The sequence below is a fragment of the Hymenobacter pini genome (assembly GCF_020421205.1).
Classification (GTDB): domain Bacteria; phylum Bacteroidota; class Bacteroidia; order Cytophagales; family Hymenobacteraceae; genus Hymenobacter; species Hymenobacter pini.
The window spans coordinates 201,259-221,513 of sequence record NZ_JAIZZH010000004.1 but is presented as its reverse complement, the minus strand read 5'-3'; the positions used below and the strand labels follow the sequence as shown (position 1 = coordinate 221,513).

Below are 20,255 nucleotides of genomic sequence, written 5' to 3'. Positions count from 1 at the left end.
CTACCCTTACTGGTATGAACATTCGTCGGGGCCGGGAGGCCGATTTACCGCAGGTGCTGGGCCTGATTCAGGAGCTGGCCGAATACGAGAAAGCGCCGCAGGAAGTCACCAACACCCTGGCCGACATGCAGCGTGACGGGTTCGGCCCCGAGCCGATTTTCGGCTTCTTCGTAGCCGAGCAACCCGATGGTACTATTGTAGGCATTGCCTTATACTACACGGCCTACTCTACCTGGAAAGGCCGCATGCTGTACCTGGAGGACCTGGTGGTAACGGAAAGCCTGCGCGGTACCGGCCTGGGCAAGCGCCTGTTTGATGCCGTGGTGGCCGAGGCCCGCCGCACTGGAGCCAAGCGTCTGAAATGGCAGGTACTGGAGTGGAACGAGCCCGCCATTGGCTTCTACAAGCGCATCGGTGCCAACCTCGACCCCGAGTGGCACAACGGCAACCTCTCCGCCGAGCAACTGCACGCCTACACCTGCGACCCTGCCGTGGAAGCCGCCGTGCAGGCTTAATGGTATACAGAGTCAATAGACCGTCATTCCTCGATTACGCTCGGAATGACGGTAGTACGAATCTGGAACTGATTGAAAATAAAAAGGCCACCCGTACAGGTGGCCTTTTTGCTGTGGTGCTTGCAAGGTGGTTACGCTACCACTTCCAGCATGGTGCGGAAGGAGGCGTAACGGCCGGCAAAATGCTTTTCTACCTCGGCGCGCAGGGCGGGGGCGGCTACTTCCTGGTACTCCTCCAGCTGGTTGAGGCTGACGCAGTAGTACTGAGCGGCGTAGGTAATGCCGCCGTCTTCTTCATTGAGCAAGCGGCAAAGCTGGCTTCTCACGAAAAAGCCGGTAGCCATAACCTCCGGAATGTGCGTGTCGCGCATGAAGCTCACCCACTGGTCTTCAATTTCCGGGTCGAGGCTGGTAGTGACGTTGTATAGAATCATGAGTGGAAAGCCGAAGCCGTTCAGGGTAAAGTAGGGTCTGCGGGACGCAGAATGGGAGAACACAAAAGTCGGGCAAAAAATTTAACGGCCGCAGCCACCCGACTTTCGGCTCAGCCTCATACCCGCATGGTATCGAACTGAAACTGCTGAATACGGGCCTGAATGTCTTTGGAAGAAAGATTTTCGCGAATGGCAGCCTGCACCAGCGCGGGAAGTCCTTCGTCGCCGGCAAAGCGCAGGGCCAGAATCTGGCTGAGTTGGAGTTGGGCCTCGAGGGGGCGGAAGCTCTGGCCGGTTACTTCAAAGTAGCGCTGCCGCACCTCCAACCGAACCAGACGGTCTTGTAGCGTGAGGGCGTAGTGCTGGCGCATCATGATAAGTGCGCCTAGGCCCACTACCGCCAGGAGCATCACTGTAAACCACAGCCGGGAAATCTCATCATCGTTGCCGGCCACGCCAATGTAGCGGCGGATGGCATAAATGGCCAGGACAAGGGCGGCGGGCACCAGCACAAAGTGGTGCCAGGGATAGTACATGGGAGTGTTTTTGGTAGGCTGAGTGGCCATAAGGGGAGCGTAAGGGTGAATACAGATAGGGGAGTACGAAAAAACTCCGACCAGTGGCCGGAGTTTTTGGCGGTTTGGATAGCCTAAACGCTACATACGAGTCGCCTTTTTGGCTTCCCGGGTTTTGCGTTTTTCGTCGCGGGCGGCCTGCTTGGCAGCTGATTCCTGGCGGCGGGCTTCCTTGGCGGCATCCTGTTGGCGTTTCAGCTCAATTTTCTGCTCTTTCATCTGCCGCTTCTGCTCACGCATGGCGTTCTGCTGGTCGCGGATCTGCGCTTTGGTCTGGTCGACGCTGCTGCGGCTGGTAGCCGATTCCTGGCGGCGGGCTTCCAGGGTGGCCTTGGCTTCGGCAGCGCGTTGCTGTTGCATCTGCAAGCGGGCCTGAGTAGTGTCGGCGGTTTGAGCCTGGGCCTGGGTGGCACCCAGAAGCAAGAGGGCTCCGGCGGTTACAGCAAGTAGCTTTTTCATACGTAGGGGTGACTTTCATTCAGAAAGTCACCCCTAGTACGTAGCTGAACAGTGGCGGTTGGTGATGGTTAGGAAACTTCCACGTAATCAAGGTCTTTGCCGAAGCTTTCGGGTAAGGTGCTTACGGCCCAGAAAGCAATCAGCAAAGATACGCCGCCCACCACCGCGCCGGCCCCGATGCGGTTGGGAGCATCGGGCTGGCCCAGAGCTGCGGCCAGGTACTGGAAGATGGGCACCAGCAGCACCACTGAGCCCCTGGCAAAGTTGGGGGCCGTGGTAGCCACCGTGGCCCGCAGGTTGGTACCAAACTGCTCGGCCGCCACCGTCACAAACAACGCCCAGAAGCCCACCGATATACCCAATATAAAGCACACGGTGTAGAAAACGGTGGGCGAAGCGCCCTGAATACCGAACAGGTACACGGCCACCATCACCCCACAAAACACCAAGAAAATCTGCAGGGCCCGGTTGCGGCTGCGCAGCAGCTGGCTCAGCGTGCCGCTGGCAAAATCACCAAATACCAGCCCGAAATAGCACCAGAATACGCCCAGGCCAGCCGTAACCTTGCCAGTAACGCCCAGGGCTGTTCCGAACTCGGGCGCCAGCGTAATCAGGATGCCCACTACAAACCACAGTGGCACGCCAATAAGCAGACACTTGAGGTAACGGGCCAGGCGCGGCCCGTTGGTGAACAGGGCGAAGAAGTTGCCACGCTCCACCTCACTCTTTTTGGTTTGTTCAAACATACCCGACTCATACACGCCTACCCGCAACGCCAGCAGCGCCAGACCGAGCCCGCCGCCCACGAAGTAGGCATTGCGCCAGCCAAATTTGTCGCCCACCCAGTAGGCCAGCATGGCCCCCGATACGCCCACGGTGGCCACAATCATGGTGCCGTAGCCACGCTTTTCCTTGGGCAAAGTTTCAGACACCAGCGTAATGCCCGCGCCTAGCTCTCCGGCTAAGCCAATGCCGGCAATCAACCGCAGCCAAGCATACTGCTCAATGGTTTGCACGAAGCCGTTGGCAATGTTGGCCAGCGAGTAAATTAGGATGGAGCCGAATAGCACCGACAGCCGCCCGCGCTTGTCCCCCAGAATGCCCCACAGAATCCCACCGAGCAGCATGCCGCCCATCTGCATGTTGATGAGGTAAAGGCCTTGGTTGGTAACGGCATCGGCGGCCGTAATGCCCAACTCGTTGAGGCTTTGCACGCGCACAATGCTGAACAGAATCAAATCGTAGATATCCACGAAGTAGCCTAAGGCGGCCACCACCACAATGGCGGAGAAGAGCCCGGTAGTGCGGGCCGGAGAAGAGGGAGTTATACCGGAGTTCATGCGGGGGAATTTGAGGCCCGCAGATTACGAAGATTTACTTGCTCTTCAATTCTAATTACTCCTTGCTGCACTGTTTAATGATGCTTTCGGCATCGTCAAGGGGCATCCAACTTGCTTCGTAGGCATTACCAGTATGGCCAGCTCTCGTAAAGCCATAGGGTTCAGGATGAATTAGCAGCTGCATGTCTACTGCATCTACCTCTTCAGTCTCGGTTATAGAAAACATCCATTCGTTCCAGCGGGCATGAAAGTAAAAAGGACGGCCCGCAACGGTGCCTTCTGCTTGTACTGGGGCGTAGCCTTCCAGCACTCCGGTTAACTGGATGCTTTCATCAACTAGAATACGTTTGAACTCCCTCTCCACAGCAGGTTACGCCACTTGTTCGTCGCAGCAGCCGTGGGTACCCATCAGGGGGAAGGAATCTTCAAGCTGAATGGTGCAGTGGCTGATGTTGAACTCGTGTTGCAGGTCGTGCTGCAGGTCGCGCAGGAAGAGGTTGCCGTTTTCGCCGCCGGGGCGCACGAGGTGGGCCGTCAGGGCAGTATCGGTGGTGCTGAGGGGCCAGATGTGCAGGTCGTGCAGGCCAGTAACGCCGGGGCGGGCCAGCAGCCAGCGGCGCACGGCCGCTACCTCAATGCCGGCCGGAGCCGCCTGCAGGCCCAGCCGCACGGTTTCACGCAGCATCCCCCAAGAACTGTAACCCACCACGGCCAGAATAACGAAGCTGATGGCCGGGTCGAGCCAGAGCCAGCCGGTGAAGTACACTAGCGCCCCGCCCACCACTACGCCCACCGAAACCAGCATATCCGTCAGCATGTGCAGGTAGGCCCCGCGCACGTTCACGTCGCCCTTCTGCCCACTCCGGAACAGCCAGGCCGTAAAGCCGTTGATGAGGATGCCCAGGCCCGCCAGTCCCATCACCACCGGCCCGTTTACCGGGGCCGGGTGGCGCAGGTGGTCGATGGTATCCCACAGAATAAAGCCCAGCGCCAGGTACAGCAGCACCGCGTTCAGCAACGCCGCCTGAATGGTAGCGCCCCGGTAGCCGTAGGTGTATTGCTCAGAGGCGCGGCGCTTGGCCAGTAGGGTAGCACCCCAGGCCAGGGCTAGGCTCAGCACGTCGGAGAGGTTATGGCCGGCATCGGAGAGCAACGCTGAGGAGTTGGCCCACAGGCCTCCCGCAGCTTCGCCCGCTACAAACAGTAGGTTCAGGGCAATGCCCCAGCCAAACGCCCGGCCGAAGTTGCCATCGGCGGGTGGGCCGTGGTGATGATGGGCGTGGTCGTGTCCGGCGTGGTCGTGAGGCATATTGGTTTTTCGCAGTGTAGCGCAGTGGCAGGCGCAGTGTCTCGCAGTGTGCTGGCGCAGTGTCTCGCAGTGTGCTGGCGCAGTGTCTCGCAGTGTGCTGGCATCAGAACGACACCGCGAAACACTGCGCCTGCTACTGCGCTACACTGCGGGGAAATTATTTAAACGACAACGGTACCACCAGCTTCACGCTCACCGTGCGGCCCATGTTGAATACGCCTTGCCGGCCGGTGGTGTAGTTGATAGCCGTGTACTTCAGGCGGCTGAGGTGGTTTTGATACGCAACATCGAACAGGTTGTTGGCCGCCAGGTACACCGAAAACAGCGTGCGGTCCTTGGCCGAAACCACATCAGTGCCCACGCCGGCGTTGAAGAGGGTGTAGCCGGGCGTGCGAGTTTCAGTATCAAAGGCTGAGAAGATGCGGTTCTGGCGGAAGTTGCGCTCCACCGTGCCCCGGGCATACAGGTTACGCAGCCGCGAATTACCCCATTTCTTGAAGTTCACCCGTAGCTCCGACTGCAGCCTATCGGCCGGGGTAAAAGGTAAATTGCGCTGCCCGGCGGGCTGGTTCAGCTGCACGGCCCGCACCATCGAAAACGAGTTTTCAAAGTGCAGCCAGTCTAGCGGGTGAGGGTGCAGGTCCAGGCTTACCTCGCCCCCAGCCAGGCGGGCATCGCCCTGCCCGTAGCGGAATACCCGGTCACCTTCGGTGGAAACCGAATCCTGGCCGGTGGGCGTGGTGAGGGCGCGGGGGAAGATGTAGTTGCTGATGCGGTTGCGGAACACGTCGGCCGATAGACTCACGTGGTCGGAGGTGAAGCTCAGGCCCCCGTCCAGCTGGAAGCTGGTTTCGGCCCTGAGGTCCGGCTCCCCGATTTCGTAGCGCACGGTGCCCTCATGCTTGCCGTTGGAGCCCAGCTCGGCAATGTTGGGGGCCCGGAAGCCGCGGGAGGCGTTAGCCTTCAGCAGCCATTTGTCGCTGAGACTGTAGGCCCCGCCCACGCTGCCGCTCACGTTGCGGAAGGTGCTCTGGAAGCCCGGAAACTTCTCCTCGCCCTGCCCACCGGGCACCGGCTGCTCGTTGGGGCCCAGGTACAGGGCATCGGCCGTAATGCGGCGCACGTCGTAGCGCAGGCCCCCGCTCACGTCGAGCTTGCCGAAGCTCCGGCGCGTGACGCCGAACAGGCCCCCGTCCCAGAGCTGATAGGCCGGAATCAGAAATTCCACGCCCTTGTTGCGGTTCTGCTGCCACATACCGCTGGTGCCCACGGTGGTGTTCCAGCCCTTTAACTCGGGCAGAAACCAGCGCAGGGCGTAATCCACGGTGCGCAGCTGGAAAAACAACGACTTCTCGTAGTAGTCCTCGGGGTTGCCAAACTCCCGGCGGAGGTTCTGCTGCCAGCCCACATTCAGGGTCACGCGGTGCTGGCCCAGAATGAAGTTATTGTCGGTGCCGATGCGCAGGTGGTTGATTTGCTGGCGGGGCACATCGAGGCCGTAGCCCGAGAAGCCGCTGCCGGTTACCACCTGCTCTTCACCCAGGCCATTCACCCGCAGAAACCGGCCCGAAGTACTGTCCCGCTCACCCTCAATCAGCCCCAGAATCTGGTCGAAGGAGCTGACGGTGAGGTGGGAGTAGCCCCAGCTTTTGTTGAGGCCCACATAGCCGCTGCCGTTCAGCTCGCGGAAGCCCGAGTTGTACACCCGGCCATCATACTGGTTGCGGTAGTCGGCGGCCACTTTGCCCGAGCCGCGCACCTGCCAGTTGAAGCCGTTGAGGTTGCCCGCATTCCACACCGAGTAGCCCTGCTGGTAGTTGTTGGTCTGGTAATTGGCCGTCACGGAGCCCAGCACGCGGCCGTCCTCCACCGGATCGGGAGCCAGAAAGTTGATGACGCCGGCCAGCCCATCGGAGCCATATAATAAGGAGCCGGGGCCTTTGATGATTTCGGCCCTATCGATGCTGTACTCGTCGATTTCGATGCCGTGCTCGTCGCCCCACTGCTGGCCTTCCTGCTTGCTGCCGTTGTTGAGGGTAATCACGCGGTTGGCCCCCAGCCCCCGGATAATGGGCTTGCTGATGGCCGCGCCGGTAGTAATCTGGTTGAGGCCGGGTGTGTGGGCCAGGGCGTCCACGGCATTGGTGGCCGCCGTTTGGCGCAGGCGGGTCTGGTCGACCACCGAGGTAGGCACCGGCGAGCGGCGCATCTCCGTGCTGGCCGACACGCCCGTGACCACCACCTGCCCAATTTCCGTAGCCGCTGGCGAGAGAGCCGCTTCCAGGGCCGCGCCGGCGCCGGTATCCACGGTGCGTACCAGCGTAGTGTAGCCCACAAAACGCACCTGCATCAGAAACCGCCCACGCGGCAGGTTGGCGAAGCGGAAATTGCCCTCGGCATCGGTGGCCGTAGCCTGCTTCAGGTCGGGGAACACCACGGTAGCGCCGGGCAGGGCCTCACCGGTGGCGGCGTCAGTAACGCGGCCGGTAACGGGCGAAGCGGCCACGCGGCCTGGCCGGGCGGGGGCTGCCGGAGTTGGAGCAACCGGGGTGGTTTGAGCGAATACGGGCCCTGCCAGTAGAAGCAGGCTGGCAGCGAAGAGGGGACGAGGCATAGAAACGCAAATTACTTGCTGGCAATGAACGGAAAAGGAAGGCGCCGGGCTGCACGCAGCCCGAAACGAAAGAAAACACCGACCAATGGCCGGTGTCTTCCTGGAATATCTCCACAACCAAAAGGGAGAAATTGGTGGAGAGGCCGTTTGCAGCCAGCCCCTCCTGATATCGAGGGTGAAATCACCCACTCACTATCTCACAGCCGTCGGGAAGTTCACTTCCACGTCGGTGTCGCCGGGGGTGGCGGTGCCGTTTTTGGTGCCGGGCTGGTGGCGTAGCGTAATTTTGAGGTTGCCAGTGGTGCCGGTGGCGTTGGCCGCGCCGGTTTGCAGGCGGGTTTCCAGGCCTACCTCCAGGTTGTTCTTATCCTTATCGGTGCGGGTGATGGTGACATTGGTACCAGTGGCCTCAAACACGAACAGGTGCTCATCGGCCTCGTTCTTGATTTCGTCGGAGGTTACCACTACCGGGTTTTTGGTTTCATCCAGCAGCACCAGCTTGCCGGTGTAGGTGGTATTGGGAGCCAGCGTGAGGCCGGTGATTACCGGGGCCGCGCCGCCGTCACCGTCCACGTCGCGGTACTGGGCCGTGAGGGTGGTGCCGCCGGTGGTGGGCGTCAGCTCATAGCGCAGGGTGGTAATCTGCTCGTTGTCGTCGTCAGGCGTGGGTGTTTCGTTGTCATCGGAGCAGCTGCTCAGCAGAGGAGCGGCGGCCAGGGCGGCTAGGAAAGCGGAGCGGAACAGCAGGTTTTTCATGAGGTCGGGGGGTAATGGGTGATGGGTAAAGGATGAAAGGTGGAGAGGGGAGGAGGCGTTGGTTAAGGAGTTTTCGAGGCAGCGGCGTGGCCGAATTCCAGCGGCACCCGCAGGCGCAGCGTCACGTTGCGGCCCATTTCGTCGGCGAAGTAGCGGTACCGGTTCAGGTAGTCTCGGTAGCGTTGGTTGAGCATGTTGGAGCCCGCCACACTCAGCTCCAGCGGCAGGCGGCCCCAGTGCAGGGTGGTGCCCGCCTCCAGACCCAGCAGGCCGTAGCCGGCCGGGGGAAGGCGGTAGTCCCGCTCGGCGTAGTTGCGCGGTACGCGCGTCTGGTGGACCACGCCGGTACCCAAAGCCTGCACGTAGCTGTTCTGCAGGCGGTGGCCGGCGCGGGTGGCGGGGGCAAAGCGCAGACTCAGCTCGGCCCGGTCGGCGGGCATGAAAATCAGCCACTCATCTTGGCGGGTGTCCCGGCCGCGCACCACGGCCAGCTTACCGCTCAGCAGCCACTGCGGCCCCAGCACGTAGGAGCCGCTCAAATCGAAACCCCGCAGGGTGGCATCAGTCTGCCGGAACTGCCAGCTGGCCAGTACCCCCCGGATGTTCACCACCGGCGGCAAAATGGGCGACTGGTACAGGAAATTCTGAATGCGTGTTTGGTACACGGTCAGCTCCCCGTTCAGGCGCGGGTTGTCGTGCAAAGTGGCGGTGAGGCCCAGGTTGAGGGCGGTTTCTGGTACGGCCGGGCCGTTGCCGGGCACCAGGTCGTAGCCCAGCTCGTACTGCGCGTTGTGCACCCCGTCGCTGAACCGCTCGTTGGGGGCGGGGGCGCGGCGCGTCAGGCCCGAGGCTAGCCGCAGTGCCAGGTGCGTGGAGGCATCGTACACGGCCCCCAGCGAGGCGGCCGGCGTGGTGTACTGAAAGCGGGATTCTTCTACCCCAAACACGCCGCCGGTGCGGGTGGCGCGCTTCACTTGCAAATCGCGCCGGTCCAGGCGCAGGCCGCCTTCCAGCAGCCACTTGCCTTGCTGCCACTGTTCCAGCCAGAACGCACCGCCTACTGAGTTGGTGTAGAACGGGATAAACTGCCGGCTGCCATCGGCGTAGCGGTTGAACTGGTAGGTGCCCGCCAGCCCCATGCTGCCCGTGAAGCCGTGCCAGGGCCGATGCTCCCACAGCAGCTCGGCGGTAGTAGTGCGGTTGGTGTAGCTCAGCTCGGGCCGGTTGAGGGCAGCCAGGTTGTCGTTGCGCGGGCGGTACTTGTCGTACTCGTCGCGCCCGTCCAGCTGCTGGGCCACAGTGGTACTTAGGCGGCCCGCGCTGCCGGTTTTCACGAAGCCCGTGAACTTGAGCACCTGGTGCTGCACCTGCTGGTAAGCCCGCTCGATGTCGTAGCTAAAGCCGGTGGTTTCCAGCGGCCGGTTGCGGGCCACGGCCAGCAGAAAATCCTGCTGGTTGCCTACGTGCGCCGCCGGCAGAATGCCAATGCGGGTATTGAACTGGCTGTAGAATACCTCGGCCCCGTAAGTGGGCTTGCGCCAGCCCACGCTGGCCGAAAAGTTGGCTTCCTCAAACCCCGAGTTCTTGAGATAATACCCCGGAGCGCGCATAGTGCCGGCTTTACGTAGGGTACCCTGGGCCCGCCAGCTCAGGGCCGGCAGGCGGCGCAGGGTACCCTCCACCATGCCCGAGGCCGCGCCCAGCCCGTTGTTGCTCATGCCCACCAGGTTCAGCTCCGCGCCCGTACCTGCCGAGTCGCGCAGGGGCCGGGGCTGCACCAGCACCACGCCCCCAATGGCATCGGAACCGTAGCGCACACTGGCCGCACCTTTCACCACGGTAAGCTGGGAGGCCAGAAATGGGTCAATTTCCGGGCCGTGTTCCTGGCCCCACTGCTGGCCTTCCTGCCGCACGCCGTTGTTGAGAATGGTCACGCGGTTGGAGTGCAGCCCGTGAATCATGGGCTTAAAGATGCTGGGGCCGGTTTGCAGGGCCGTCACACCGTTCACCTTCTGCAGGGCCTCGCCTAGGGTCTGGCCCCGGGTCTGCTGCAGGTCCTGTTCGGTGAGAGTAGTAGCGGCCTGGGTTACGGGGGCGGCCACGCGCTGCCCGCTCACCACGGCCCCTTTCAGGGCCACGGCGTCGGGGTGGAGGCGGAAGTCGCGGTAGGCGGCGGCGGTCAGGCGCAACTCGGTCACCTCCGGGGCAAAGCCCACGAAGCTCACCTGCACGTGGTAGGTGCCGGGGCAGAGGTTGTCCAGGTGGTAGTGGCCGTCGGGTTCGGTTTGGGTGGCCTGCCGGGTTTCCAGCACCACCACCGTCGCCCCCGCCAGCGCCGTGCGCGACTCATGGTCCTGCACGCGGCCGCTCAGCAGCAGGGCGCAACCGGGAGCCGCAGCCTGCGCCCATAGCAGCCGGGGCAGCGCGCCAAGCAGCACTGCCACCAGCGCTAGGCTGGCCAAGCGGCTCCGGGCGCAGCCCAGAGCATGAAAAAACATACGAAAAACAAGGAATTGCCCGGAAACGGCTAAACCAACCAGGGGCCAACGGCCGGCCCGGAGCAGGGCAACGCTCCGGCGGCAACTACGTCACGGTATCAACTTCACAAGCAGGCGCCCCCTGTATTTAGAAGGGCAGCCTGCTACGGGGCCTTACTGGTTATGCGCGGTTAGCCGCGGGCCGGCGGGCCGCGCAGGTCGGCTGTGGGCCGGGGTAGACAGTGCCAAGCGGCGGGCACGCTACCGTCAACGGCTTGGGCAAAAACGGGCGCTTCGGCCGCTACCGTCGGTAACTCCGGGGCCGGCTCAAACGCCGATTTAAAAAACTGGTCCGCGTCGCAGTGCTGGTGCTTGGCCGAAAGCAGGGCCTTGCCCTTGGGCCAGCCGGTGGCCTGTGTGGGCTCCTCGGTGGTGTGGGCGTGCCGGTGCAGGGCCAGTACCCACGTGTCCGGCAGCAGCACCCGCACAAAGCACAGGAGCAGCACAAGAGCCAGCCGGGAACGAAGGGTACGCATTTGCAACAATGTGTCGAACAAGGGCAAAGGTAATCGGAAACGCGAGAGTACAATTTGCCTGCGCTAGAAAAAAATTCGGGCTTTACGCAAGCGTAATCCTCTGGCAATGTTCAGGCAACACCCTGCCCGGATCTTTGTGCCGTCAACAAATGTGTGAGGTGTCATGAAGAAGCTGACGGTTCAGTTGCTGCGTCAATTGGCGCAGGTGTTGCGGCCGGTTTCGGCCCAGCAGTCCGCAGGAAGCCAGGAGCAGCTGTTTGTATGAGCGGCAGTGCTCAACCATCATTCAGCTACCGGCCGGCTCGCTTTGGCTACCGCCGCCGTAAACTATCTGTAGTACGGACCCTGTCAGCAACCTATGCGTCTGAAAGCCAGTTGGCTGAAGCGACTAAGGCTGCTGCCTGATTACCAAACCGGTAAACCATGGAGTTGGGCGAGAAACCGGGCTTGGTGAACGAATTAGCCCCAAGGTAGCCTCCTGCGGCAAGTAATTTTGAGCGTGCTCAACCACAAACCAACGGGTTGGAGCGAGGGATATGGTTCGCACGTTCAATTCTTTGCTCACGCAGTGGGCACCGTCGTTGCGTCTCCTGCGCTGGGACTGGCAAGGGCCACTAACCGATACGGCTTTTCAGCTAGCGTTTAACCGGCTGCTGGTGCAGTCCCAGCAGTTGCGCGTGACGCGCTGGCTGGCCGATGTGTCGCACGTGCCCATTGTGGGCTCTGATGAGCAGGCGTGGCTGAGCGAAACGTGGTTGCCGGGCTTTGCCGAGCTGCCGGTGCGCACCGTGGCGCTGGTGCTACCTACCAATCTGCACAACCAACTGGTAGTGGAAAGTATACTGGCCGATGGTCGCCGCTTGGCACAGGCCGAGGTACAGTTTTTCTCCGATGTGGTTTCGGCCCTTGATTGGCTTACCGGAGCCGATGAACAAGCCGCCGAGCAGGTGGAGCAGGAATGGCAGCGCGCCGTGCGGCCCCCGGCATTGCACTGGGCTAAATAATGGCCGCTGCCTGTAAAGCTGGCGGCAAAGGCGCCGGAATAATCAACGCGCGGCTGTCAAACTGACAGCTGAGCAAAGGTTGGAACAGGGTTTGAAAACGGTCTGCCACGCGCCCTCCTGGCGGAAGCTGGCAGGGTGCCTGTAGTTGGTTTCATTCACTTCCTTCCTGATTCGTTATGCAAGAGAAAGGTAGCATCTCCATTCACACGGAGAATATCTTCCCCATCATCAAGAAATTCCTGTACTCTGACCACGAGATTTTCTTGCGGGAGCTGGTAAGCAACGCCGTGGATGCCTCGCAGAAGCTGAAAAGCCTGGGTCAGCTGGGAGAGTTTAAAGGTGAGCTGGGCGAGTTGAAAGTGACGGTGAGCGTGGACAAAGAAGCCCGCACCATCACCATCTCCGACCGGGGCCTGGGCATGACGGCTGAGGAAATCAAGAAGTACATCAACCAGATTGCCTTCTCCGGGGCCACCGAGTTTGTGGAGAAGTACAAGGAGAAGGATACCGCCGCCAAAGACCAGATTATCGGGCAGTTTGGCCTGGGGTTCTACTCGGCTTTCATGGTGGCCAAAGAGGTAGAAATCTTCTCGAAGAGCTACAAAGAAGGCACCGAAGCCGCCCACTGGGTGTGCGACGGCAGCACCGAGTTCAGCCTAGAAACTACCGAAAAGGCCGACCGGGGTACCGACGTGGTACTGCACGTGGCCGAGGATTCCGACGAGTTCTTGGAGCCGCAACGCCTGAAGGGCATCCTCACCAAGTACTGCAAGTTTCTGCCCATCCCCATTGAGTTTGAAGGCGAGGTTATCAACCAAACCCAGCCCATCTGGACCAAGCAACCCTCTGAGCTGACCGACGAAGACTACACCAGGTTCTATCAGGAGCTATACCCCTTCTCGGAGCCACCGCTGTTCTGGATTCACTTGAATGTGGACTACCCCTTCAACCTCACGGGTATTCTGTACTTCCCCAAGGTGAAAGACGAACTGCAGTTCCAGCGCAACAAAATCCAACTGTATTCGCGTCAGGTGTTCATTACCGACGAGGTGAAGGACGTGGTGCCGGAATTCCTGATGCTGCTGCACGGCGTTATCGACTCGCCCGACATTCCGCTAAACGTGTCGCGCAGTTTCCTGCAGGCCGACGCTGCCGTGCGCAAAATCAATCAGTACATCACCAAAAAGGTGGCCGATAGGCTGGCCGAGCTGTTCCGGAAGGACCGCGCCGGCTACGAGCAGAAATGGTCGGATATCGGCCTATTCGTGAAGTACGGCATGCTGTCGGATGAGAAGTTTTACGAGAAGGCCAAGGACTTTGCTTTGGTGCAGAACGTAGCCGGCAAATTCTTCACCCTGAAGGAGTACCAGGAGTTCGTGCAGGCCAACCAGCAGGACAAAAACGGCCAAACGGTAGTGCTGTATACCACCGACGCCGAGGCGCAGCACGGCTTTGTGCAGGCTGCCCAAGACCGGGGCTACGACGTGCTGGAGCTTAATGGTCCGCTCGATGCCCACTTCATCGGGCAGTTGGAGCAAAAGCTGGAGAAAACCACCTTCAAGCGCGTGGACGCCGATACGCTCAGCAAGCTCATCGAAAAGGATGATACTACCGAAAGCGTGCTGAGTGAGGACGACAAAACCAAACTCACCGAGGTGTTTAAGCAGGCCATCAGCAACGAGCACATGCACGTGCAGGTGGAGGCCCTCTCGCCCCAGGATGCGCCGGTTATCATCACCCTGCCCGAATTTATGCGCCGCATGAAGGACATGCAGCGGGCCGGTGGTGGCGGCGGTATGCAGATGTTCGGCTCCTTGCCCGACAGCTACACGGTAAGCGTGAATGCCAACCACCCGGTGGCCCAGCGTGTGCTGCAGGCTGGTGATGAAGCCGGCGGCAAGCTGGCCCGGCAAGCCTTCGACCTAGCACTGCTAACCCAAGGAATGTTGAAGGGCGAAGCGCTGACGGCCTTTGTGAAGCGTAGCGCGGATCTTCTGGCTGCTGAGTAGTCTTAGAAAGTCTGTAGAGTTTTAAATGGTATAAAGTTCCGGCTGCGACGGTGGCCGGAACTTTGTGTTATGGAATAACGCATTGGAGATAAAACGGTGAATCGTACGCGCGAAAGCATCAACAGCGTGCTTGGTCTTGTCAGTACTTCGTGTACTAAACCGCGTCGGAAAGTCGGGCACCAAAACCCTCTATATTTACGTTTGGTGCTCCGAATCCTGTCCGATACTTTGATGCGTCCGTTGCGTTTGTTTTTTCTGTTGCCGGGGCTATGGCTGGCTACGGCTTGCTCGCACAAAACCGTTTCCTTCAACAGCCGCCCCGATGAGGTACTGGCCTCAACCAGTGCGGATACGCTGACTACCTCGGCTGATACAGCCAGCGCGCCTTCGCTGGTAGCGAAGCGGGTGAGCATGACTAAAGAGCAGGAGAGGGCCGCCAAGGAGAAGGAAAAAGCGGCGCAGCGTAAGCCCAAAAAAAAGAAAAGTATCTTCCTGGGTGAGCGTATCAAGAAGGGCTATGTAAAATCGGGGCCCAAAGGAAAAAACCAGCGGATAGAGATTTTCTACTACCTGCGCACTTTCCAGCAGCCCAATCCCTACGCCCCGGCCCGGTACTATTTCAACCCGCGCAAACGAAAAATTTTCAAAGCCAACGCCGAGCTTGACCCCAGCACCGATAAGGTGTTGCACGGGCCTTATAAAATGCTACAAGGCGGCAAAGTGGTTGAAACCGGATACTATGCGGTGGGTACGCGCCACCTGCGCTGGGAAAAGTATGACCGGAATAATACGCTGGTTGCCAAAACCCACTACGAAATGGGTTTCCCCCGCGACGCCAATGTGACGTATTACGATGCGGCCCAGAAGCAGGTGAAGGAGATAGTGCCGTATTACAATGGCAAGCTGGAAGGCGACTACGTGCGCTACAATGAAAACGGCCAGCTGGAATGGTCGGGCCAGTTTGAAAACGGCAAGCGGGTGGGCAACTGGGAACGGTACTGGGGCTTCCGCAACACTCGTAACCGCCTGCGCTACGAGTATCAATACGGCGAATCGGGCTACGACCCAGAAATAACGGAACCAGTGCTGGTGAAGGAATACAACCGCAACGGCGTACTCATCTACGAAAAGGACAAGTTGGATAACCGGGACAAGCCCGATACGGCCCGCCCCGGCAGCCGCCGTTAGTCGTCTGGCGTACTGCCTACCAAAAAGCGTCCTCAAAATGCTCCAGCCGCAGGCCAGTAGCAGTAGGAGAGAGGGCCAGAATGTCGAACCGGATGTCGCCGTTCCAGTTTAACTCCTCCTGTAGCTGCTCAGCTGCCAGCCGGAATAGCTGCCGTTTCCGCTCCGTTACGAACTCCTCGGGGTGGCCAAACTGGGCAGAGGATCGGGTTTTTACCTCCACGAATACCAGTAGTTCCGCCCCGCGCCGCACAATCAAGTCTACCTCGGCGCGGCGAAACCGGTAGTTGCGGTGCACCAGTTCATAGCCCTGGCTGAGCAGATGCGCCAGGGCGGCTTCTTCGCCGGCCTGGCCAAGCTGGTGGGCGGGTAGGGGCATCGGGCGGAGTGGTGCCAGGTAAGGAGTTCAGGTCGTTGGGGCTAAATCTAGTACCTTTGCGTGTTTCTGTGCGGCAACGCCTTGCCAAGTGTAGTGATATGAACATGTATTCCGCCTGTGTGAGCCCTGAGCCGGTTAGGGCCGGTGCTGAACCTGCCGCCGCGCCCGCCACGGCGGGCCAGAACCGGCAAGTACAAGTGCAACGGCTGGGGTTGGTGCCGTACCAGCCCACTTGGGAGTTGCAGGAGCAGTTGCTGGCGGAAACCCTGGCCGTGAAGACCCGCAACCGGGACGCCGCTGCTGCCAACCAGCCCGCCGAGCCCACGCCCAACCATTTGCTATTGTGCGAGCATCCGCACGTGTATACGCTGGGCAAAAGCGGTAAGCCGGAGCATCTGCTACTGGATGAAGCTCAGCTGGCCGCGCACGGTGCCACCTTCCACCGCATCAACCGAGGCGGCGACATTACCTACCACGGCCCCAGCCAGCTGGTGGGCTACCCCATCCTCGACCTCGATAATTTCTTCACCGACATCCACCGCTACCTGCGGCTGTTGGAAGAAGCCATAATTCTTGCCCTGGCCGATTATGGGGTGCGAGCCGGACGCATTGCCGGCCTTACCGGCGTATGGATTGATTTTGAGGAAGGAGCGGCTAATCCGCGCAAAATTTGCGCTATGGGCGTGAAGTGCAGCCGCTGGGTAACCATGCACGGCTTCGCCCTCAACGTGAATACCGACCTCTCGTACTTCGGCCACATCGTGCCTTGTGGCATCACCGATAAGGCCGTAACGTCCCTGCAGGCCGAGCTGGGCCACCCCGTGCCGGTAGCCGAGGTGCAGGAGCGGCTGCTACCCCATCTGGCTCAGCTGTTTGGCGCTAATTTCGTATGAAGAAAGACATTACGTTTGACCCCGTAGAAGGTGTTTCAGTAGCCATTGTGCCGGATGGTAACGTGGCCGTAAGTGACGGGCAGCCGGGCTGGCAGGTGTACTTGCTCAACCACAATGATTATGCGCTCGAAAACGTCATTGTGAGTTCCAACGGTTACGGTACCAGCCCCGAGGGCGAAGCAATTCGCACCTCCACGCTCCGGCACGTGCTGCCCGAAATGCCCCCGCGCGCCGCCGCCGCCATCGAGCCCATCGACCCGGCTCTGTTCCACCTAAACAACCAGTATTGGGTGAGCTACTACGTGGGCGGGCAGATCTTCGACAAGAAGTTCATTTTCGTGCCCGATTCCATTGTGGCCGAAAACCTCACGCCCATTGCCCTGCTGAATCAGGCCGGCGTACTTCATAGCTAATCGTATCTTTACACGCCTGTCGCCGCACCGCTGCCCGGGCCCGATTTCAACCTGCCGAACCACAATGAGTAAACTCGAAATTCAGCTGGGCTTGTCCTTTTTGTGGGCGTTTCTGGTGGCCTTGTTTGCCGTGCCGTCCATCATTTACGTGGCTCACCTGAAAAACATGCTCGATACGCCCAACGCGCGTACCGTGCACGAGTCCCTGACGCCGCGGTTAGGCGGGGTAGCCGTGTTTGCCGGGTTTATGTCGGCTCTCACCATTTTTGCCCCGCTCAAAAATGGGGTGCAGGAGCTGTTGGCCGGTTGCATCGTGCTATTCTTTGTGGGCCTGAAGGATGACTTGGTAAGCATTTCCGTGGCCAAAAAATTCGTGGGTCAGCTGCTGGCTACTGGCGTAGTCATGATTATGGCCGACGTGCGCATAACTAGCTTCCAGGGTATTCTCGGTATCAACGAGCTGCCCATCGGCATCAGCTACGCATTCACCTTCTTTGCCATTGTGGGCATCACCAACGCTATCAACCTGATTGATGGGCTTGATGGGCTGGCTGGCAGCATTGTGCTCATCATCTGCAGCACGTTTGGCTACTATTTCTTCCGCTACGGGGGCGAGGATTTTCAGAACTATGTGTTTGTAGCTGTCTGCGTAATCGGGGGACTGCTGGGTTTTTTGCGTTACAACTTCCACAAAGCCACCATCTTCATGGGCGACACCGGCTCGTTGGTGTGTGGCTTTATCGTGTCCATCCTCACTATTCAGTTCATTGAAATGGGTTTGAAAGTGGGGCAGCCGTTTGGCTCGTCGGCTCCCTCAGTAGCAGTTGGGGTGCTGTTTGTGCCGCTGTTTGATACGCTACGGGTATTCATCGTGCGGATGATGGCGGGCCGCTCGCCTTTCTCCCCCGATAAAAACCACATCCATCACCGGATTCTGGCCATGGGCTTTCAGCAAATTGGTACTGTGCTGCTGCTGGGCCTGCTCAACATCCTAGTGATTCTGTTCGTCATCAACTTTGCCTACCTGGGCAATACACTGCTCATTGTTACGCTGGTCGCATTTTCGTTGCTACTGAGCGTTTTCCTTGGTGTGTACCACAGCCGGGCGGAGCGTCAACGGGTGGCTTCGTAGGCCCTAACTACCGCAACGGTGCGCACGGGTTGGCGTTTTTGGGTGTGGGCCATCTGGCTGCTGGTCCTGGGTGCTGGGCTCCGGCCACCCGCCCGCGCGGCCGAGTACCGGCCATTGCCCCCAGCCCCCAAGTCTGGCCTTACCGCCGATTGGCTGATCTTCGATGAGCCCCGTAACCGGCTCATTCTGTACCTTCCCGATTACCATACGCCAGCGCACGCCTATTATCAATGGTTGTCTATTCGGCCCGGCAAGCCCCTGCGCATAAACTTTACAGCTCGCGAGAAGCTGAGCTTGTTTCTTGACAATCGGCTGGTATTTAGTGCTAATTTGCCGGCGTCGTACACCGTCGATTTGGCGTCCCTACTGCCTGCGGGTAGTCAGGCCGGCTCACACTTGTTATGCGTGTGGCAGCCCGATGCAGTGCCTAATCTGGCATCCTTCGCCAATGCCGCCCCGGTTGTAGAAGCTCCTCAATCCGGTACACGCAACCCGTTGCTTATTGGTGCACAACCCCGGCCCAGGGGACACCAAGGGCAGAATGTGTTTGTCGGTTTCCTGCTCCTGATTGGGCTGTGCTATGGGGCCCTGCGGGCTACGTATCAGCCTGGTTTCGTGCGTATCTATCAACTGGATGGATTGTGGAGCAAGCCTTCTACCGAGCAGGATTTCCTGATCAAGCCTACGCTTACGTGGCTGAATCTGGTGCTGGTGCTATTATTCTCGCTGTCATTTGCGCTACTGTTAGTCGCCATTCATACCAATATTCAAAGCATTGTTATCCTGCGCCAGCTATTCGACGTCGCCGAATCCGCTATTGTCGTGCGCGTGTTGCTCTACACGGTACTGGTGGCTGGCTTCGTACTGGGTAAATACCTGTTCTTAGAGTTGATGGGGTACATCTTCGACGTAACAGAGCTAGTGACGCTTCAGTACCGCGAGTTCATCCGCACCATCCTATTCATGGGGCTGTTCTTACCCGTGGTAATGTTGCTGTATCTGGGCCTCAACCAGCGCCTGCCCGAAACGGTGCTGTGGGTATCCAACGGGGTGGTTTCCTTGCTATTGATTGGCACTGTGCTGCGGGTCGGGCGGACGCTGAACCGCAAGACATCCCTGCTAAATCTGCATTTGTTTTCATACCTTTGCGCCACGGAAGTAATTCCGTTGATCATTCTGCTTAAGCTGATCGTTTTCACGTACTAACATCTACTGTCGGCGCCTGCCAACAGCCCCTGCAACGCCCCCTTATTGCCTTAGATTTACCCCCTTTTCCTTACCTATGGCCGAGAGCAAAGACCAACCGGGGACGGGCCGTCACGCCAAGCGTATCTCCAGCATCCTGGTCACCCAGCCTAAACCCACCAACGACGTATCGCCCTATTTCTCTATTGCGGAGAAGTACGGTATCAAGGTAGACTTTCGGGAGTTTATTGAGGTGCAGCCGGTATCCTACAAGGATTTCCGGAAGGAGAAAGTCAACATTCTGGAGCACACGGCCGTCATCTTCACCAGCCGCAACGCCGTCGACCATTTCTTCCGCATTTGCCAGGAAGCCAAAATCGAAATGCCGGCCGAAATGAAGTACTTCTGCATTTCGGAGCAAACCGCCAACTACCTGCAGAAGTACATTGTGCTGCGCAAGCGCAAGCTGTTTGTGGGCCAGCGCACCGCTGTTGATCTGTTCGAAGTAATCAAGAAGCACAAAGGCGAGAAATTCTTGTACCCGTGCTCGGATATTCGGAAGGACGATATTCCGGAGTTCATGCGGGCCAACGGCTTCAAGTTTACGGAAGCCGTTATCTACCGTACTGTAGCCAGCGACCTGTCGGATTTGTCGGATGTGAAATACGACTGTATTGCCTTCTTCAGCCCGTCTGGTATCAGCTCGCTGTTCATCAACTTCCCGGATTTTGAGCAGAACGGTACCCGCATTGCCGCCTTCGGTCCTACTACTGCTAAAGCTGTTCGCGACGCTGGCTTAGAGCTCGACATTGAAGCCCCGCAACCGAACGCACCTTCTATGACTGGGGCCATCGAGGCCTACATTCGTCACCACCATGGTGCTGAGCTGGCTAAGGAGAAAAAAAGCAAGTAATAAATATATTTAGTCGGGACAAGAGGAAACAGATTTCTGTTTCCTCTTGTCTTTTCGTTATCTTGAATACAGGTGGCTATCTTGCCTGAGTCTGCTGCACGCCACCTTTTTCTCCTTCCTGCGTAAT

At 59.3% G+C, this 20,255-nt stretch carries 20 protein-coding genes; 9 read left to right on the top strand and 11 right to left on the bottom strand.

Features of this window, described 5'->3' with window-relative positions:
* Positions 1–14 precede the first annotated feature (14 nt).
* Positions 15–515, top strand: coding sequence for a GNAT family N-acetyltransferase (locus LF252_RS16825; RefSeq protein WP_226270746.1), 501 nt, complete (start codon positions 15–17; stop codon positions 513–515).
* A gap of 131 nt (positions 516–646) precedes the next feature.
* Here the strand turns inward: LF252_RS16825 and LF252_RS16820 are convergent, their stop codons facing one another.
* The 10 genes from LF252_RS16820 to LF252_RS16775 all read right to left on the bottom strand — a co-directional run bounded on the left by LF252_RS16820 (position 647) and on the right by LF252_RS16775 (position 11,015).
* The gene (locus LF252_RS16820; protein ID WP_226270745.1) at positions 647–949 is read right to left on the bottom strand and encodes a DUF4286 family protein; all 303 of its coding nucleotides are present in this window, start codon (positions 947–949) and stop codon (positions 647–649) included.
* Positions 950–1,065: 116 nt separating this feature from the next.
* A complete protein-coding gene (locus LF252_RS16815) occupies positions 1,066–1,515 on the bottom strand; it encodes a DUF6526 family protein (protein WP_226270744.1) in 450 nt (149 codons plus the stop codon).
* Positions 1,516–1,605: 90 nt separating this feature from the next.
* The gene (locus LF252_RS16810) at positions 1,606–1,983 is read right to left on the bottom strand and encodes a hypothetical protein (RefSeq protein ID WP_226270743.1); all 378 of its coding nucleotides are present in this window, start codon (positions 1,981–1,983) and stop codon (positions 1,606–1,608) included.
* Between the two features lie 68 nt (positions 1,984–2,051).
* Positions 2,052–3,323 (bottom strand): MFS transporter, encoded by a 1,272-nt coding sequence (locus LF252_RS16805; RefSeq protein ID WP_226270742.1) that lies wholly within the window; start codon positions 3,321–3,323, stop codon positions 2,052–2,054.
* Between the two features lie 55 nt (positions 3,324–3,378).
* Positions 3,379–3,687 carry a hypothetical protein gene (locus tag LF252_RS16800; RefSeq protein WP_226270741.1) on the bottom strand — a complete coding sequence of 103 codons (309 nt, stop codon included), beginning with the start codon at positions 3,685–3,687 and terminating at the stop codon, positions 3,379–3,381.
* A 6-nt stretch (positions 3,688–3,693) separates the two neighbouring features.
* On the bottom strand, positions 3,694–4,632 hold the full coding sequence (locus LF252_RS16795) for a cation diffusion facilitator family transporter (protein WP_226270740.1): 939 nt from the start codon (positions 4,630–4,632) through the stop codon (positions 3,694–3,696).
* A gap of 157 nt (positions 4,633–4,789) precedes the next feature.
* Complete coding sequence (locus LF252_RS16790) at positions 4,790–7,246, bottom strand: TonB-dependent receptor (protein ID WP_226270739.1); 2,457 nt, start codon at positions 7,244–7,246, stop codon at positions 4,790–4,792.
* A 192-nt stretch (positions 7,247–7,438) separates the two neighbouring features.
* Complete coding sequence (locus tag LF252_RS16785) at positions 7,439–8,002, bottom strand: hypothetical protein (RefSeq protein WP_226270738.1); 564 nt, start codon at positions 8,000–8,002, stop codon at positions 7,439–7,441.
* 62 nt (positions 8,003–8,064) lie between these two features.
* Positions 8,065–10,500 (bottom strand): TonB-dependent receptor, encoded by a 2,436-nt coding sequence (locus LF252_RS16780; protein WP_226270737.1) that lies wholly within the window; start codon positions 10,498–10,500, stop codon positions 8,065–8,067.
* A 170-nt stretch (positions 10,501–10,670) separates the two neighbouring features.
* On the bottom strand, positions 10,671–11,015 hold the full coding sequence (locus LF252_RS16775) for a hypothetical protein (protein WP_226270736.1): 345 nt from the start codon (positions 11,013–11,015) through the stop codon (positions 10,671–10,673).
* A 536-nt stretch (positions 11,016–11,551) separates the two neighbouring features.
* Between LF252_RS16775 and LF252_RS16770 the strand changes: the two genes are divergently transcribed.
* The 3 genes from LF252_RS16770 (at position 11,552) to LF252_RS16760 (ending at position 15,216) form a co-directional block, all read left to right on the top strand.
* A complete protein-coding gene (locus LF252_RS16770) occupies positions 11,552–12,019 on the top strand; it encodes a hypothetical protein (protein ID WP_226270735.1) in 468 nt (155 codons plus the stop codon).
* A 176-nt stretch (positions 12,020–12,195) separates the two neighbouring features.
* Positions 12,196–14,028 (top strand): molecular chaperone HtpG, encoded by a 1,833-nt coding sequence (htpG, locus tag LF252_RS16765; RefSeq protein ID WP_226270734.1) that lies wholly within the window; start codon positions 12,196–12,198, stop codon positions 14,026–14,028.
* Positions 14,029–14,259: 231 nt separating this feature from the next.
* Entirely contained in the window at positions 14,260–15,216 is a 957-nt protein-coding gene (locus tag LF252_RS16760; protein ID WP_226270733.1) for a toxin-antitoxin system YwqK family antitoxin, read from the top strand.
* Between the two features lie 16 nt (positions 15,217–15,232).
* Here the strand turns inward: LF252_RS16760 and LF252_RS16755 are convergent, their stop codons facing one another.
* Positions 15,233–15,592: a YraN family protein gene (locus LF252_RS16755; RefSeq protein WP_226270732.1), complete on the bottom strand. Its 360-nt coding sequence runs from the start codon at positions 15,590–15,592 to the stop codon at positions 15,233–15,235.
* A gap of 98 nt (positions 15,593–15,690) precedes the next feature.
* On the opposite strand from LF252_RS16755, the gene lipB reads away from it, so the two are divergent.
* The 5 genes from lipB to LF252_RS16730 all read left to right on the top strand — a co-directional run bounded on the left by lipB (position 15,691) and on the right by LF252_RS16730 (position 20,128).
* Positions 15,691–16,485, top strand: coding sequence for a lipoyl(octanoyl) transferase LipB (gene lipB, locus LF252_RS16750; RefSeq protein ID WP_226270731.1), 795 nt, complete (start codon positions 15,691–15,693; stop codon positions 16,483–16,485).
* Positions 16,482–16,898 carry a hypothetical protein gene (locus LF252_RS16745; RefSeq protein ID WP_226270730.1) on the top strand — a complete coding sequence of 139 codons (417 nt, stop codon included), beginning with the start codon at positions 16,482–16,484 and terminating at the stop codon, positions 16,896–16,898. The genes lipB and LF252_RS16745 overlap by 4 nt, the downstream gene beginning before the upstream one ends.
* A 64-nt stretch (positions 16,899–16,962) precedes the next feature.
* Positions 16,963–18,030, top strand: coding sequence for an MraY family glycosyltransferase (locus LF252_RS16740; protein ID WP_226270729.1), 1,068 nt, complete (start codon positions 16,963–16,965; stop codon positions 18,028–18,030).
* Between the two features lie 18 nt (positions 18,031–18,048).
* Positions 18,049–19,236, top strand: a complete 1,188-nt coding sequence (locus tag LF252_RS23080) for a DUF4271 domain-containing protein (RefSeq protein WP_226270728.1) — start codon at positions 18,049–18,051, stop codon at positions 19,234–19,236.
* A 76-nt stretch (positions 19,237–19,312) separates the two neighbouring features.
* Positions 19,313–20,128 (top strand): uroporphyrinogen-III synthase, encoded by an 816-nt coding sequence (locus LF252_RS16730; RefSeq protein ID WP_226270727.1) that lies wholly within the window; start codon positions 19,313–19,315, stop codon positions 20,126–20,128.
* The last annotated feature ends 127 nt before the right edge of the window (positions 20,129–20,255 follow it).